Origin of the sequence: Devosia sp., assembly GCF_017307495.1 — a bacterium.
In the GTDB taxonomy this organism is placed as follows: Bacteria; Pseudomonadota; Alphaproteobacteria; order Rhizobiales; family Devosiaceae; genus Devosia_A.
In genome coordinates this window covers 97,722-112,500 of record NZ_JAFKHE010000013.1, presented here as the reverse complement: position 1 = coordinate 112,500, position 14,779 = coordinate 97,722, and the positions used below count along the sequence as shown (strand labels likewise).

Annotated in this window: 12 protein-coding genes; 3 read left to right on the top strand and 9 right to left on the bottom strand. The window is 68.0% G+C overall.

Annotation, left to right across the window (positions count from 1 at the left end; all coding sequences use genetic code 11):
• The first annotated feature begins 125 nt into the window (after positions 1–125).
• Entirely contained in the window at positions 126–848 is a 723-nt protein-coding gene (locus J0I99_RS03895; protein WP_291390845.1) for a cobalt-precorrin-6A reductase, read from the top strand.
• A gap of 146 nt (positions 849–994) precedes the next feature.
• Here J0I99_RS03895 and cobM read toward each other — a convergent pair whose 3' ends face one another.
• The 7 genes from cobM to J0I99_RS03860 form a co-directional block, all read right to left on the bottom strand.
• The gene (gene cobM / locus J0I99_RS03890) at positions 995–1,780 is read right to left on the bottom strand and encodes a precorrin-4 C(11)-methyltransferase (RefSeq protein ID WP_291395983.1); all 786 of its coding nucleotides are present in this window, start codon (positions 1,778–1,780) and stop codon (positions 995–997) included.
• A 145-nt stretch (positions 1,781–1,925) separates the two neighbouring features.
• Positions 1,926–3,692: a precorrin-3B C(17)-methyltransferase gene (gene cobJ / locus J0I99_RS03885; RefSeq protein WP_291395981.1), complete on the bottom strand. Its 1,767-nt coding sequence runs from the start codon at positions 3,690–3,692 to the stop codon at positions 1,926–1,928.
• Positions 3,689–4,411: a precorrin-2 C(20)-methyltransferase gene (cobI, locus tag J0I99_RS03880; protein ID WP_291395979.1), complete on the bottom strand. Its 723-nt coding sequence runs from the start codon at positions 4,409–4,411 to the stop codon at positions 3,689–3,691. The genes cobJ and cobI overlap by 4 nt, the downstream gene beginning before the upstream one ends.
• Positions 4,408–5,763 (bottom strand): precorrin-6y C5,15-methyltransferase (decarboxylating) subunit CbiE, encoded by a 1,356-nt coding sequence (cbiE, locus tag J0I99_RS03875; RefSeq protein ID WP_291395977.1) that lies wholly within the window; start codon positions 5,761–5,763, stop codon positions 4,408–4,410. Before cbiE ends, cobI begins: the two co-directional genes overlap by 4 nt.
• Positions 5,760–6,380, bottom strand: coding sequence for a precorrin-8X methylmutase (locus J0I99_RS03870; RefSeq protein WP_291395975.1), 621 nt, complete (start codon positions 6,378–6,380; stop codon positions 5,760–5,762). The genes cbiE and J0I99_RS03870 overlap by 4 nt, the downstream gene beginning before the upstream one ends.
• Positions 6,377–7,246, bottom strand: a complete 870-nt coding sequence (locus J0I99_RS03865) for a hypothetical protein (RefSeq protein ID WP_291395973.1) — start codon at positions 7,244–7,246, stop codon at positions 6,377–6,379. Before J0I99_RS03865 ends, J0I99_RS03870 begins: the two co-directional genes overlap by 4 nt.
• Entirely contained in the window at positions 7,246–8,511 is a 1,266-nt protein-coding gene (locus J0I99_RS03860; RefSeq protein WP_291393195.1) for a sirohydrochlorin chelatase, read from the bottom strand. The genes J0I99_RS03865 and J0I99_RS03860 overlap by 1 nt, the downstream gene beginning before the upstream one ends.
• 250 nt (positions 8,512–8,761) lie before the next feature.
• Here J0I99_RS03860 and J0I99_RS03855 point away from each other — a divergent pair, with 250 nt between their 5' ends.
• Positions 8,762–9,664, top strand: coding sequence for a cation diffusion facilitator family transporter (locus J0I99_RS03855; RefSeq protein WP_291393192.1), 903 nt, complete (start codon positions 8,762–8,764; stop codon positions 9,662–9,664).
• Positions 9,665–9,718: 54 nt separating this feature from the next.
• On the top strand, positions 9,719–10,198 hold the full coding sequence (locus J0I99_RS03850) for a hypothetical protein (RefSeq protein ID WP_291395971.1): 480 nt from the start codon (positions 9,719–9,721) through the stop codon (positions 10,196–10,198).
• Here J0I99_RS03850 and cobO read toward each other — a convergent pair whose 3' ends face one another.
• Both cobO and J0I99_RS03840 read right to left on the bottom strand, forming a co-directional pair.
• Positions 10,199–10,840 carry a cob(I)yrinic acid a,c-diamide adenosyltransferase gene (cobO, locus tag J0I99_RS03845; RefSeq protein ID WP_291395969.1) on the bottom strand — a complete coding sequence of 214 codons (642 nt, stop codon included), beginning with the start codon at positions 10,838–10,840 and terminating at the stop codon, positions 10,199–10,201. It abuts the gene before it with no gap.
• Positions 10,837–14,736 carry a cobaltochelatase subunit CobN gene (locus J0I99_RS03840; protein ID WP_291395967.1) on the bottom strand — a complete coding sequence of 1,300 codons (3,900 nt, stop codon included), beginning with the start codon at positions 14,734–14,736 and terminating at the stop codon, positions 10,837–10,839. Before J0I99_RS03840 ends, cobO begins: the two co-directional genes overlap by 4 nt.
• Positions 14,737–14,779: the final 43 nt, after the last annotated feature.

The following is a 14,779-nucleotide window of genomic DNA, read 5'->3' as shown; positions in this document are numbered from 1 at the left end:
TGCTGCAAAATCTTGGGGCTAGCCACTATAGTGGGACGTGAGCGGCATGGACGAAGGCTGCTCTGTGTCTTCGGCGATTGGCAGATCGCCGTGACGCGAGGGTCGTAGGGGAAAGCGACTGCACGATGAAGATCCTGATCCTGGGAGGCACCGAGGAAGCGCGCCTGCTGGCGGCGCAACTGGTCAAGCTTGGCCATGACGTGACCACCTCGCTCGCCGGCAAGACGAGCGAGCCGCTGCTGCCGGCCGGTAACGTGCGGGTGGGCGGATTTGGCGGTGGCGACGGGCTGGGTAACTACATCCTGACCGAACAGTTCGACCGGATCGTCGATGCGACCCACCCCTATGCCGAGGAGATCAAGCGCAGCGCGGTGAAAGCGGCGGAACTGGCCGGCCTGAGGCTGGTCCGGCTGATGCGACCGGGCTGGAACGAGCCGCAATATGCATTCTGGAAGCACTTCGCCTCGGCTGAGGACGCAGCGGCGGCGCTGCCCAAGGGCGCGCGGGCCTTCCTGACCGTGGGACACACCCGGCTCGAGCCCTACCTCAAGCGGACCGACTGCAGCTTCGTCGTCCGTTCGATCGAGCCGCCGGAGCGGGAGCTGCCGGTCAACGCCACGTCGATCCTGGCGCGGCCGCCCTTCTTCTTCAACGGCGAACTGGCGCTGCTGCAGGAACAGGGGATCAGCCACCTGATCTGCAAGAATTCGGGCGGGGCGCAGACCGAGGCAAAGCTGCAGGCCGCGCTCAGGCTGCGGCTGCCGGTATTCATGATCGCCCGGCCGGAACTGCCTCCAGCCTACGAAGTGCCGACGGTAGGTCGGGCAATCGCGGCGCTGAAGCTGTAGGTCGAGACAGCTCGAGAAGGCCCCCTCACCCGGCCTTCGGCCGACCTCTCCCCCAGAGGGAGAGGTGGTGCGGCACAATCGCGCCCCCCCGCCACCTCTCCCTTGGGGGAGAGGTCGGCGCGCAGCGCCGGGTGAGGGGGCCTCCTTCATGGCAGCCCAGCCCTCGCCTTCTTCTTTCCGGCGTTGCGGAGGACGTGCGCGAAGTCCTGGTCGTAGAGGCGAGATTCGCGGAAGCGGGTTTCGCCCAAGACGCGGCCGACGAGGATCAGGGCGGTGCGGGTGATCTTTTCCTCGCGCACGCGCGCCTTCATCTCGCCGAGAGTGGTGAAGATCACTTCCTCGTCGGGCCAGGTGGCGCGGTAGATGATGACCACCGGGCAATCGGCGCCGTAGTTCGGCGTCAGCGCGGTCTCGACATAGCCGAGGTTGCGGATCGAGAGGTGGATGCAGAGCGTCGCCTTCGACTGCCCGAGGATCTCGAGGCTCTCGGACTCCGGCATGGCCGAGGCCTTGCCGGAAGTGCGGGTGAGGATGATGGTCTGGCTGATTTCGGGCAGCGTCAGCTCGGCGGCAAGGCGGGCGGCGGCGCCGGCGAAGGCGGGCACGCCGGGGACGACTTCGTAGGCAATGCCGAGTGCATCGAGGCGACGCATCTGCTCGGCAGTGGCGCCGTAGATCGATGGGTCGCCGGAGTGGACCCGCGCGACATCCTTGCCGGCGACATCGGCTTTCTTGATCTCGTCAATGATCTCGTCGAGATGCATCGGCGCGGTGTCGCGGACAAGCGCACCCTCAGGGGCGGAGGCGACGATTTCGGCGGGGACGAGCGAGCCGGCGTAGAGGCAGACTTCGCAGCTCTCGATGAGGCGCAGGCCACGCACGGTGATGAGGTCGGGCGCGCCAGGACCGGCGCCGATGAAATAGACGGTCATGGCTGACTCGATGGCCCTGCCCCTGCATCCCTCCCCCTTGAGGGGAGGGAACGAGGGAGGGGGTACCTCCCCAGATCACCGACGGACCCCCACCCCCAGCCCCTCCCCTCAGGGGGGAGGGGAGCAAACGTGCGAGGTTCTGGCATCACACCTCTCCCTTCTTCTCGTAGCCGCGCGGGGTGTAGGCGACGGCGCCGCTGCCGCGCTGGAAGGTGCGGGACGTGCTGGCGCCGATGATGACGATGGTGAGCATGTCGATCTCGGTCGGGTCGAAGGCCCCCAGTTCGACGACGCGGACACGCTGGCTGGGGCGGCCGAGATTGGAGCCGATGATGACCGGGGTAGTCGCCGGGCGATGCTCGAGGAAGACGCGCTTGGTCTCCTCGATCAGGTCGGTCCGGCGCTGCGAGCGCGGATTGTAGAGCGCGGTGACGAAATCGGCCTTTGCTGCACCGTCGAGGCGCCTGAGGATATCGGCGCGCGGCGTGAGCAGGTCGGAGAGCGAGATGCAGCAGAAATCGTGGCCGATGATGGCGCCGGCGGCGGCGGAGGCGGCCTGGAAGGCGGAGACGCCGGGATGCGTCTCGACATTGACGCGGCGGGCGACCTCGGAGAGGGCGCGCGGGCCGGTGGCGTCGAGCAGTTCGTAGGCGAGCGCCGCCATGGCGTAGATCTGGGCATCGCCCGAACAGACCAGCGCGACCACCCTGCCCTCGGCGGCCAGTTCCAGCGCGTGGCGAACGCGCGGCTCTTCTTCGCCGAGATCGTAACGATGGAACTCCTGGCCGCGGCGGAGATCGGAGACGAGGTCTAGATAGAGGCCGTAGCCAACCCAGTCGGTGCTCTCTTCCAGCGCAGCGACGGCGGCGGCGGTGCGCGAGATGGCTTCGCCCGGGCCGATGCCGACGAGGTGCAGGACGCCGGGGCGGCGCCCGAGCGTTTCAGGATCGATGGGGCGCGGCGCCTTGCCGATAGCGCAGGTCACGCGCTCCGACTTCAGCTTGTCGACCACCAATGGGCCGGCCTTGAGCGCGGCGGGCTCGGCGACGCCGGGGCTGCCGACGGTCTCCTCGACATAGTTGGAAGGGTGCTTCAGGCGGTAGCGCTCCTGGCTCAGCTCGGCGGCCGAGAACAGGCGCAGCGGCACGTTGAAGTGGCGGGCGGCAGCGTGGAGGGCCGGCTCGTCCGCCTTGATGTCGATCGAGGCGATGGCGGCGAGGCTCTGCGGCGCGAGGTTCTGCCGGGCGAGCGCGAGATCGATGAGTTCGATCACTTCCTCGGCGTCCGCGCCACGCTCGCAGCCGACACCGGCCACCAGCGTCTTGGGGTGATAGACGACGCCGCGATCGATGCGCAGCTTCTGCTCGGTGACCAGGACCTTCACCTGGCCCAGGGACGAGATGGGATAGCCGGCCGCCTCGAGGAACGGAGCGTAGCCATCGAGCTGGATCCTGGCGCCGAGCAGCAGCGACATCATCGCGGGCTTGGCGTCCTGTGGGGTGCCGAGCACCCAGCCCGGCGGGGGCTCGTCGAGGCCATGGGCGAAGAGGCTGTCGGATGCGGTGGTGATGGCCGGGTGGCCGCCGAGCTCTTCGGCCAGTTCGCGGGCCAGTCGGTTAGCGCCGCGGTGGCCGCCGAGCAGCGGCACGATGCTGCCGCCGCCGAGCGAGACGGCGAGAACGGGAGGCTCGCGCGTCTTGTTCTCGAGGCTGGATGCGAGCAGGCGGATGAGGATGCCGGCGGCGCAGACGCCGATGATCGGGCGACCTTCGGCGAAGAGGCGGGGCAGCAGCTTGAGCGCATCGATGCCGCCCTGACCGCAGGCGAAGACTTCGCCGTCGGTGATCTCGGCGATGCGGGTGGCCGTATCGAGGCCGGTGTCGGCGAAGGTGATGATGGCGGGCCTGTTCACGGGCGACCCCAGTCTTCATCGCCGCGATAGCAGAGGATGGTGGAGAAATAGGGCCGCTCGTCGTGGGCGAAATCGGCGAGGCGGGTAATGCGCTGGCGCGCGCCCGTGGCGTGCTCGACGACGACGGCGCCATCGGCGTGGCCCGTCTCGGCAAGCAGGCCACGGACGCGGTCGAAGTGGCGGCCGACCTTGATGATGGCAGCGGCGGGGGTGGCGGCGAGCTCGGCGCGCAGGGTCTCGTCGTCGAGCGGGGCGGGCAGGATCTTCAGCATCTCGTTGCGCGCAGCCAGAGGACGACCGACGGCGGCGGCGGCGGCGGTGAGCGAGGTCACGCCGGGCACGACGGCAATCGGAGCATCGCGGCCGACGCGGGCAATCAGGTACATGGCGGAGCCGTAGAACAGCGGGTCGCCCTCGCAGAGCCAGGCGACGTCGCGGCCCGCACGCAAGTGGACAAGGATAGCCTCGGCGGCGGCGTCATAGGCGGCCCGGGCGGGGCCGCGCTCGACCGACATCGGGATCGATACGGGCAGGCGCGCGGCGGCCGGATTGAGGTGCGGGGTGGCGATTTCGAGGGCCAGGGCGGAATCCTCGCCGGTGGTGGGATAGGCGATGACGGGTACGGCGGCGAGGAGCCTTGCCGCCTTGAGCGTGACGAGCTCGGGATCGCCGGGTCCGACGCCGACGAGGTGCAGGGTGCCGGCTGTCTTTGCTGTCATGGGTTCACCACGAAGCCGTGCACGGCCTTGGAAACGACCCACTGGGTTACTGCCATGCGCGGCCTGAATGCGCGGTGACCGCCAACGCGATCGAGGGCGGCAACCTCGATGCGGGTGAGTTCACCGCCGAGCTGGAGGTGGCGCGAATAGAGCGCATGCTCGGCGTCGAGGGTCACCGCATTGGCGACGAGGCGTCCGCCGGGCTTCAGTGCGCCCCAGCAGGCGTCGAACAGGTCGTCGTTGCCGACATCGCCGCCCATGAAGATGGCATCGGGCGGGGCGCGGTTGCCGAATGCCTCGGGGGCACGGCCCTGGACGATCTCGAGATGCGGCACGCCGAGCGAAGCGGCATTGGCGGCAATCATCTGCACACGGGCGCCGGCGCTCTCGAAGGCCACGGCCCTGGTGTCCCGGGCGGCGCGCAGCCACTCGATCGCGACCGAGCCGGAGCCGGCGCCGACATCCCAAAGGACCGCGCCGACGAACGGAGCCAGCTTGGCGAGCGTGGCGGCCCGAACCTCGCGCTTGGTCAGTTGTCCGTCGTTGACGAAGCTCTCGTCGGGGAGACCCGGCACGGGCGGGAGGAGCGGCGCGGTGAAGTCGGGCACGCAGTCGATGGCCAGGACGTAGAAGTCCTCGACGTCGTGGCTGTCGAAGGTTTCAGCCTCGCCACTGGTGATGCGCTCCTCGGAGGAACCGAGGTTCTCGAGGGTAGTGATGAGGCTGTGGCCATAGCCGCGGTCGATGAGCAGCTCGAGGGCGAGATCGACAGTCGAGCGGTCGGCGGTGAGGGCGAGGATGCGGTTGCCGGGGACGAGGTGGGGGTGCAGCGTTTCGACCGGCCGGGCATGCAGAGAGATGGCGGCCACGGACTGCAGCGGCCAATGCAGCCGCGCCGCGGCAAGCTGGAAGGCAGAGGGATGCGGATGGATGACGAACTCGCCGGGCAGAAGATGGCGGGTCAAGGTGGCGCCGATGCCGAACCACATCGGGTCGCCGGAGGCGAGGATGACGGTCGGGCTGTCGCGCAGAGCCATGACCTGCTCGATCATGTTGTCGATGGGCGGTTCCCACTCGAGCAGGGTGCGGCCGTCGGAATAGTTGGCGGCGGGAGAGTGGTCGGGCTCCTCGCCGGCGAGGGCGCGGGCGACGGCCTCGAAGCTGCGCTTGCTCACAAACTCCGGGTTGAACAGGTCGGCCGTGGCATTGGGACGGGACACGGGCTCGAGATCGGCGAGGAAACGGGCCGGGCCGATGACGGTGTCGGCGTAGCCGAGCAGCAGCTTATACGAGGCCGGCAATTCGCGCGGCCCCCGCTCCCCTACCCCGATGATGTGCAGCCAGGCGGTCATTGATCCCTGCTTATCGCATTGAAGGCGGCGCTGGCGATGGCCGAGCCGCCGCGCCGGCCGAGCACCGTAAGGAAGGGAATAGAAAGCGAACCGGACGCCAGCAAGGCCTTGCTCTCTGCCGCCCCCACGAAACCGACGGGCGCGGCGATAATCGCCGCAGGACGCGGCCCGCCGGTCGCGATCAGTTCGATGAGGTGAAAGAGCGCGGTCGGCGCATTGCCGATGAGGACAACGGCGCCAGCCAGGCGCGGGCGCCACAGTTCGACGGCGGCGGCGGAGCGCGTGGTGCCGAGGGTTTTCGCCAGATCCGGCACTGCCGGGTCGTTGAGGGTGACGATGAGTTCGGTGTCGGCCGGCAGGTGGCGGCGGATGATGCCGGAGCGGACCATTTCGCAATCGCAGAGGACCGCGGCGCCAGCGGAAAGGGCGGAGCGCGTGGCGGCCGCGACGGCGGGATCGCCGGCGATGTCCGCGGCGAGGTCGACCATGCCGCAGGCGTGGATCATGCGGATCACGGCCGGGTGCAGTTCGGGTGGCAGATGCGCGAGGTCGGCCTCGGCTTTGATGGTGGCAAAGGACTGGGCGTAGATGGCGTCGGGATCGCGGAGGTAGGTCATGCGACGAGCCCCACATGGCCGGCGCCAACGATCCATCCCTCTTCCCCGGCGAGCGTCGTACGCTGTGGCTCGAACGGCTCAGGCAGGCTCAGGGCGTGGACGAAGCGATCCGCGGCATCGAGCGACGAATAGCGGGCGACCTGCGCTTGCACCTGCGCGCGATCCTTCGGCAGGACAGCGGGGTCGTGGGCATCCAGTGAGGGATAGATTTCGGCGAGGACGATCGGCGCGGCGAGTTGGCGCTCGAAATCGGTTTCGAATGGCCAGACGGCGACGGCGGCGCCGAAACGAGCCCGCAGCCGTTGCAGATACGCGATACCGAGCAGGCTCTGGCTGCCGACCGAGCCATTGTAGAAGAGCTGCCAGGTCGACTTGGCGCCTTTGGCCACTTTCTCGACCGCACGAAACTCTGCAATGGCGTCGAAGCGCGCCAGCTTGTGCGTGCTGAGACTGTCAGACGCCGCGGAGACCGGGCAACCCCAGAAGCGTGGGCCGTCATCGCCAAGCTGGGCGTTGAACTGGGCCGCGACGGCGAAGCGGTTGGAGCGATTGTCCTCTCCGTCGACGATTGCTTCGGCGATTTTTGCCCACAGCGCGGCCCAAGTGGGGCGACCCGCCAGACGCAACGCCGCCCCTTGCGGATAGCCGAAAGGAAAGTCGAAGCCGACAAAGCTTCGTTCGCCGGCAGCGAGAGCACCTTCTAGCCGCTCGACCAGGTGGCTGATGGCGGCGTGGCGGGTTTGCGGGTTCAGGCTTGGCACAGAATCTCCGCTGCCGCGCTCCGCAATCCAGATGGAGTCCTTGCCACCTTTGGGGCGACTGTTGGCCGACCAGTCCACCGCGATGTAGCGATCGAAGAGCGGCATCAGCGCTCCTGTTCCTCGCGCGCAAGCCGGCCAGGGACTTTGGGCAGCGTGACCGGGCCGTGCGGATGGTCGGCGTGCGGATAGGGATGGTGGTGATGCGCCGGGGCATCGCCGTGGTGGTGGCCGTGATCCTCGGGATAGCCGTGATCGTGGCTCGGGCCGAGACGGATCGCCGGAGCGGCCGTATTGGCGAGGAGGGCATGGCGTGCCGGGGCGTGGGTATGCGGATGCACGTGGCCATGGTGATGGTGGCCATGGGCATGGTCATGCCCATGGCTGTGCAGCGGCGTCCAGGGCAGGCCATGCGCCTTGCAGAAGGCCTCGTCGCGGCAGGAGCTGTCGCAATCGCCCTTGCACGGGCAGTTCTCGAGACCGCCGCCGATACCCTCGACATGATGGTGGTGGCTTTCCTGCGCGAGGCCAACTTCGGCCTCGAAGCCCAGCACCTGCTCGCGATACTTGCACATGGCGCAGTTCATCAGGTTCTGGCCGACCAGCATTTCCTGGATGCGATCGAGGAAGGTGTCGATGACCAGGGGATGGTCGTTGAGGTACGGGGCGTTGAGGATCTCGACGTGCGGGTACTTCGCGGCCGCTTCGTCGGCCGCGGCGTAGATGCGCTTCACCAGCACGCCGGTGAACAGGAAATAGGGGAAGACGATGATGCGGCGGTAGCCGAGGCGTACGGCATGGTCGAGCGCGGGAGAAACCAGCGGGAAGGTCACGCCCGAATAGGCGACCTCGCCCCAGCCGAAGCCCATGCCCTCCCAGAGGAGGCGCATGACCTTGGCGACATTGGAATTGGCATCGGGGTCGGAGGCTCCGCGGCCGACCACCAGCAGCAATGTCTCGTGGCGCGGGACCTCGGTGGGCGCAGCGTCGATCGCCTCCTGGATACGGTCGCCGGCGGCGCGGAGCATCTTCAGGTCGACGCCGAGTTCCCGGCCATAGGTGATGTCGACGCCGGCCTTGGCGGCATAGGTGTTCAACACCGAGGGGATGTCGTTCTTGGCATGGCCAGCGGCGAACAGCATGCCCGGCACCGCGAGGATGCGCTCGACGCCGGTCTCGCGCAGGCGGTCGAGGCCCTGGTGGATCACCGGGTTGGCGAACTCGAGATAGCCGTACTCCACCGGCACGCCGGGCAGGCGCTCACGCAGACGCTCGGCAAGGATGGCGAACTCGCCGACGGCCAGCTGGTTGCGGCTGCCGTGGCCGCACAACATCACGCCGGTCTTGGCCGGCAGGATCAGGGATTTGTCCATTCTCGCCTCTGTTTTGCACAAGAGGCAGAGTTCGCTTCGACCAATCAGCAGCCCCGGAATTGGTCCCCGAGTTGGGTCGACCGCACCAGGCGTGAGTTTCAGTCCGTCAAGGAACGCTGCGCTTTCAATGGGTTGTATTGGGCAGGCTGGAACGGGTCAAACGATTCCCCGACCAGATGCGAACGCTTCTCAAAATCACGTGCAAATTCATGGACTTGTCAGTGCAATAGAGCCAGCGTAAGGAGCGCCGATGAAAGCATCGTCCGACAACCTGACCGTGCGCGTCGCGCTGGGGAGCCTCGTGGTGGGCCTACTTGTGCTCGCGCTCAAGGGCTATGCGGCCTATGCGACGGGCTCGATCGCGCTGTTCTCGGACGCGCTCGAGAGCGTCGTCAACGTGGTCACGGCAGTTGTCGCGCTGGTGGCCGTGCGCCTGGTGGCGCGGCCGGCGGATGCAAACCTGCCCTATGGCTATCACAAGGCCGAGTATTTCTCGGCGGTGGTGATCGGCATCTTCATCGGCATCGCGGCGCTCGTGATCCTGCAGCGGGCCTGGGTCGGGTTCAACGATCCGCGGCCGTTCGAGGCCGACCCGGTCGGGCTGACGGTCTCGATCGTGGCGACGCTGATCAACGTCGGATGGGCATTGGTGCTGATCCGGACCGGCAAGCGCCAGGGGTCGCTGTCGCTCGAGGCGGACGGCCGGCACCTGATGACGGACGTGCTCTCTACCGTGGCAGTGCTCGCCGGCGTCCTGCTCGCCATCGTGACCGGCTACCAGCGGCTCGACGCGATCCTCGCCGCCTTCGTGGCGGTGACCATCCTGTGGTCGGGTTGGCAGTTGATCCGCCAGAGCGTGGGAGGACTGATGGACGCGGCCGTCGCGCCCGAGACGCTCAACACGATCCGCGAAATCATTTCCGCCAGCGCCGACGGCGCGATCGAGGCGCACGACATCCGCACCCGCCAGGCCGGGCGGGCGACCTTCGTCGACTTCCACCTCGTTGTGCCCGGCGCCATGAGCGTGGAGGCGGCGCACGCCATCTGCGATTCGATCGAGGCGAGGTTGCGCGAGGCGGTGCCGCATGCGCAGGTCAGCATCCATGTCGAGCCGGAGTACAAGGCCAAGCACTCCGGCATCGTGGTGGTGTAGCAGCCACGCGGCCCGCGCGCCGCGACCAGCAAGACGATTGAATGAGGCTGTGCGTTGAGCGATGTTCCCGGCATGCGCGCCCTGCTTGCCCTGCTCCTTGTCCTTGTGCTGACCCCGGCCCTCGCCGACGACTGGCGACGCTACGACAACGCCCGCTTCGGCTACAGCATCGAGGTGCCACCCGGCTTTGCGGTGGGGCGGGAAGCCGACAATGGCGACGGACGGGAGTTCCGCGACGGGGCGACGAAGCTGGCCGCGTGGGGCGGAACCATCCTCGAGGACAGTTTCGAAGCGGCGGTCGCGGCGGCCATGGCCTCGGCCGAGGGCGACGGCTGGACCCTGACCTACCGGTCGGTCACGCCGAGCTGGGCGAGCTTTTCGGGCACGCAGGGCAAGCGCGTGCTGTACCAGCGGATGGTCGCCGGCTGCGATGGCCAGTATGCGGCCTTCCGGCTGCAATACTCGGCCGCGGATATCACCAGGCTCGACCCGGTGGTGAACCGGCTGGTGCGCTCGCTCAAGGCTGGTTGCTGATCAGAACTCGATGCCGGCCTGCGCCTTCACGCCGGCGCGGAAGGGGTGCTTGATCTCGGTCATCTCGGTGACCAAGTCGGCGAGTTCGATCAGTTCATCCTTGGCGTTGCGGCCGGTGACGATGACGTGCGTGTCGCGCGGCTTGTTGCGCAGCACCTCCAGCACTTCGTCGAGAGGCAGGTAGTCGTAACGCAGGACGATATTGAGCTCGTCGAGCAGGATCAGCTTGTACTGCGGATCGGCGATCAGGCGCTTGGCCTGCTCCCAGGCGGCGCGGGCGGCGGCGAGATCGCGCTGGCGATCGGCGACGTCCCAGGTAAAGCCCTCGCCCATGGCGTTGATGGTGACGAGATCGGGGAACTTCTCCAGCACGTCGCGCTCGCCGGTTTCCCAGGCGCCCTTCACGAACTGCACGATGCCCACCTTGAAGCCGTGGCCGAGGGCGCGGAACACCATGCCGAAGGCGGCGGTCGACTTGCCCTTGCCCTTGCCGGTGTGGACGATGAGCAGGCCGCGCTCCTCGGTCTTGGTAGCGAGGATCTTGTTCCGCGCCTCCTTCTTCTTCTTCATCTTCTCGGCGTGGTAGGCGTCACGCTCCGCCTCGCTCATCAGGTCGGTCTTCTTGGGGGGACGGTCGGTCATGGGCGTTCCTCGAGATAGGCGAAGGCGGAGTTGGAGCGGGGCGTCCAGAAGCCGCGGCGGCGGGCTTCGTTGAACTTCTCGATCAGTTCGTCGTAGCCGAAGCGGTTGTTCTGCTGGATGAACTGCCGCGTCGCATCATCCTCGACGAAGGCTTCGAAGGCGAGGTCGAAGTGGTGCGTCTTCACCGCGCCGGTGGTGGCGGCAAAGGCGAACATGTAGTCGACCGTAGCGATGATCTCGAAGGCGCCCTTGTAGCCGTGACGCTTCACGCCGTCGATCCACTTGGGGTTGACGACGCGGGAGCGCATGACGCGGGCGATTTCTTCCTCAAGCGTGCGGGCGACGGGGCGCTCGGGCCGGGAGTGGTCGTTGTGGTAGGCGGCGGGCTTGCGCCCGCTCAGGGCTTCAGCGGTGACGGCGAGGCCGCCCTCGAACTGGTAGTAGTCGTCGCTGTCGAGCAGGTCGTGCTCGCGATTGTCCTGATTGTGGACGATGGCATCGCTATTGGTGAGACGGGCAACGAACCGGTCGCGTTCGGGCGTACCGGCGGCATTGGCGCCGTAGGCATACTGGCCCCAGTTGAGGAAGGCTTCGGCGAGATTGGCCCCGGTTTCCCACGAGCCGGAGTCGATGAGGCCCTGCAGGCCGGCCCCGTAGGCCCCGGGCTTGGAACCGAAGATGCGGTGGCCAGCCTTGAGGGCGGCATCGCGATCGCCGGCGCCCGACTTCATCAGTTCGAGCGCGTCGGTGCGCATGCGGGCGGCGATGGGATTGTCGTCCTCAGGCTCATCGAGCGCGCCGATGGCACGGATGGCCTTATCGAACAGCGCGATCTGCTGCGGGAAGGCATCACGGAAGAAGCCGGAGATGCGCAGGGTCACGTCGACGCGCGGTCGCCCGAGCTTCGCCAGCGGGATGATCTCGTAGCCGGAGATGCGGAACGAGCCCGGATCCCAGCTCGGGCGGGCGCCGATGAAGGCGAGGGCCTGGGCGATGTCGTCGCCGCCGGTGCGCATGTTGGCGGTTCCCCAGACGCTGAGCGCGAGCGAGCGGAGCGGCGTGCCGTGATCCTGGAAATGGCGGAGCAGCAGGTTCTCCGCGGATTTCCGGCCGAGTTCCCACGCGGTTGGCGTGGGGACGGCACGGTTGTCCACGGAATAGAAGTTGCGGCCGGTGGGGAGGACATCGAGCCGTCCACGCGAGGGCGCGCCGGAGGGGCCGGGGGCGATGAAGCGGCCGTCGAGGCCGGCGAGAAGCGCGGCGGTTTCGGCCGGGCCGGAGGCGCGCAGGCGCGGCCGGATGGTGTGCACCACCGTTCCCAGGACGGCACGGGTCGCGTGCCAATCCGGCTCCGGGGCCCCGCCCTCCACCAGTTCAGCGGCGAGAGCTTCGAGGTATTCGACGATGTCACCGACGGTGCGGAACGGCTCCCCTCCCCCTTGAGGGGAGGGCTGGGGCGTGGGGGTCGCGAGGGAAATCTCGTTGCCGACTGCACCACCCCCTCCCCCGGGCCCTCCCCTCAAGGGGGAGGGGAGCAGAGGCCCAGTCCATTCGGCGCCCAAGTCTGCCGTCAACGGATCAAGCCCCAGCTTCAGATCATCCGCCAGTGCCCGCACCAACGACGCCTCGCCTGCCCCCTCGCCGCGCGGGACGCGCGCCAGCGCCACGATCAGGTCGCGCTCCAGCCGGCCGATGGGGGATTGGCCGAAGACGTGGAGGCCATCGCGGATCTGGGCCTCCTTGAGGTCGCACAGGAAGGTGTCGATGCGGCGCAGCGATTCCGTCTCGTCGGGGACGAGGCCGATGTCGCGGTCGAGACGGGTATCGCGGGCGAAATCAAGGATGCGCTTGCGAAGCCCGGCGAGGCGACGGCGGTCCAGGCCGGAGGCGGCGTAGTATTCGTCGAGCAGGGCCTCGAGGTCCTTGAGCGGGCCGTAGGTTTCGGCGCGCGTCAATGGCGGGACGAGATGGTCGATGATCACCGCGCCGGTGCGGCGCTTGGCCTGGGTGCCTTCGCCCGGGTCGTTGACGATGAAGGGGTAGAGCTGCGGCAGTTCGGCCCAGAGGGCAGCGGGGTAACTGGCCGGATCGAGCGCTGCGGCCTTGCCGGGAAGCCATTCGAGATTGCCGTGCTTGCCGTTGTGAATGACGGCATGGGCGCCGAACTCATGGCGCAGCCAGAGATAGGCGGCGAGGTAGCCGTGCGGGGGGACGAGGTCGGGGTCGTGATAGCTGGCAGTCTCGTCGAGGTGGTAGCCGCGGGCCGGCTGGAGGAGGACGGTGACGTTGCAGAGGTCGAGGGCTGGAAGGTGGAAGTTGTCGCCGCGGACAAAGGGATCGGACGACGGATCGCCCCAGCGGGCGGTGACCTCGGAACGGATCTTCGCCGGCAGGGTGGCGAAGAGTTCGCGGTAGCGAGCGACGCGAAACGGGATGCCGGTGCCGCGCTCGGGATGGGCGTTGGTGGGGCCAGATTGGAGCAGGGCAATGAGATCGTTGCCTGTGGCCTCCCCCCTCCCAGCCCCCCCCACAAGTGGGGAGGTTGGGAGGGGGGAGGCCGCATATCCTGCCCTCGCCATCGCTCGCAAAATCTCCACCGTCGATTGCGGCGCGTCATAGCCGACCCCGTTCGCCAGCCGGCCGTCGCGGATGGGATAGTTGGCGAGGACGATGGCAATCTTGCGCCCGGCGCGCGGCGTGTTGCGCAGTACCGTCCAGTTCCTCGCCAGCGTCACGGCGCGGCGGATGCCGGCGTGGTCGGGGGCGTAGGCGGAGAGCGGGCATTGGGTGCGCTCGTGCCAGACGGCCTCCTGCTTGTGGCCGACGAGGATCATGCCGTGGCGGCCGTCGAGCTCGGGCAGGACCACCTGCATGGCAAGGTCCTTGGACGTCAGGCCCTGGAGGTCATCAGCCCATTGCTGCTCGGGGCGGCCGCCCTGGATCAGCTGGATCACCGGCGCGTCGATGCCGGCGAAGGGGTTCTGCTTGTCCTCGAGGCCATCGAGGCCCAGGGCAAAGCCGGTGAGGTTGAGGATGACATCGGGCGGGTACGCGGCAAGGGCCGCTTGCAAGAAACGTATGCAGGCGCCCTCCTTCAGCGTCGAGACGACGATGGGGACGGGGTTGAGGCGCTGGGCTTCGAGCTCGGTGATCAGGGCTTCGAGCGTGGCGGTGCCGGCGCCCTCGAGGGCGGCGCGGTAAAAGAGGATGGGGGCGTTCGGGTGTGGCGACGGCGGCAGGGTCTCGAGCATGCCTTGGGCGGGGTGCCAGAGGCCGAAGCGGGGGAAGGGCTTGGGGGTAAGGTCGGACAGCTCCCCTCCCACCTGAGGGGAGGCACTGGGGGTGGGGGTCGGACCGTGCGTCGCCGTACCACCCCCTCCCTCGATCCCTCCCCTCAAGGGGGAGGGAGGCGATGAAGCCGCCAAAACGTGGAACGCTGCGAGCAACTCATCCGCATTGTCCGGTCCGCCTGCCGTGAACAGCGCGTGCAGCCGCGACCAGTCTTCCGGCGCGATGGTGGAGCGCTGTTGCAGGATCGGGTCGGGGGTGGCGTCGCCGGGGAGCAGGGCGAGCCGGAACTTGCCCTGCATGGCAAGGGCAGAAAGTTCGTCGACGCCGTACTGCCAGTACGATGCGCCGCCGAGCAGGCGGAGGACGACGAGGCGCGCGTGCTGCACGGTCTGGTCGAGCCACATGTCGACCGAAAGGTTGTGGCTCAGGCGCAGCAGGTTGGCGAGGCGGAGGTCGACGGCCCCTGCACGGTCTGCCGCGGCGGCGAGCATCATCAGTTCGCTGTCGGCAGCCGAGGCGAAAACGATGTCCGCCGGCGACTGGGCGAGGTCTATGGCCTCGCCCTCCTGCTGCAATGCCCCGGCTTGCGCCGCGAGAAGATGCATCGTTGTCACTCCAACCCCTCACCCCGACCCTCTCCCGCGGGGA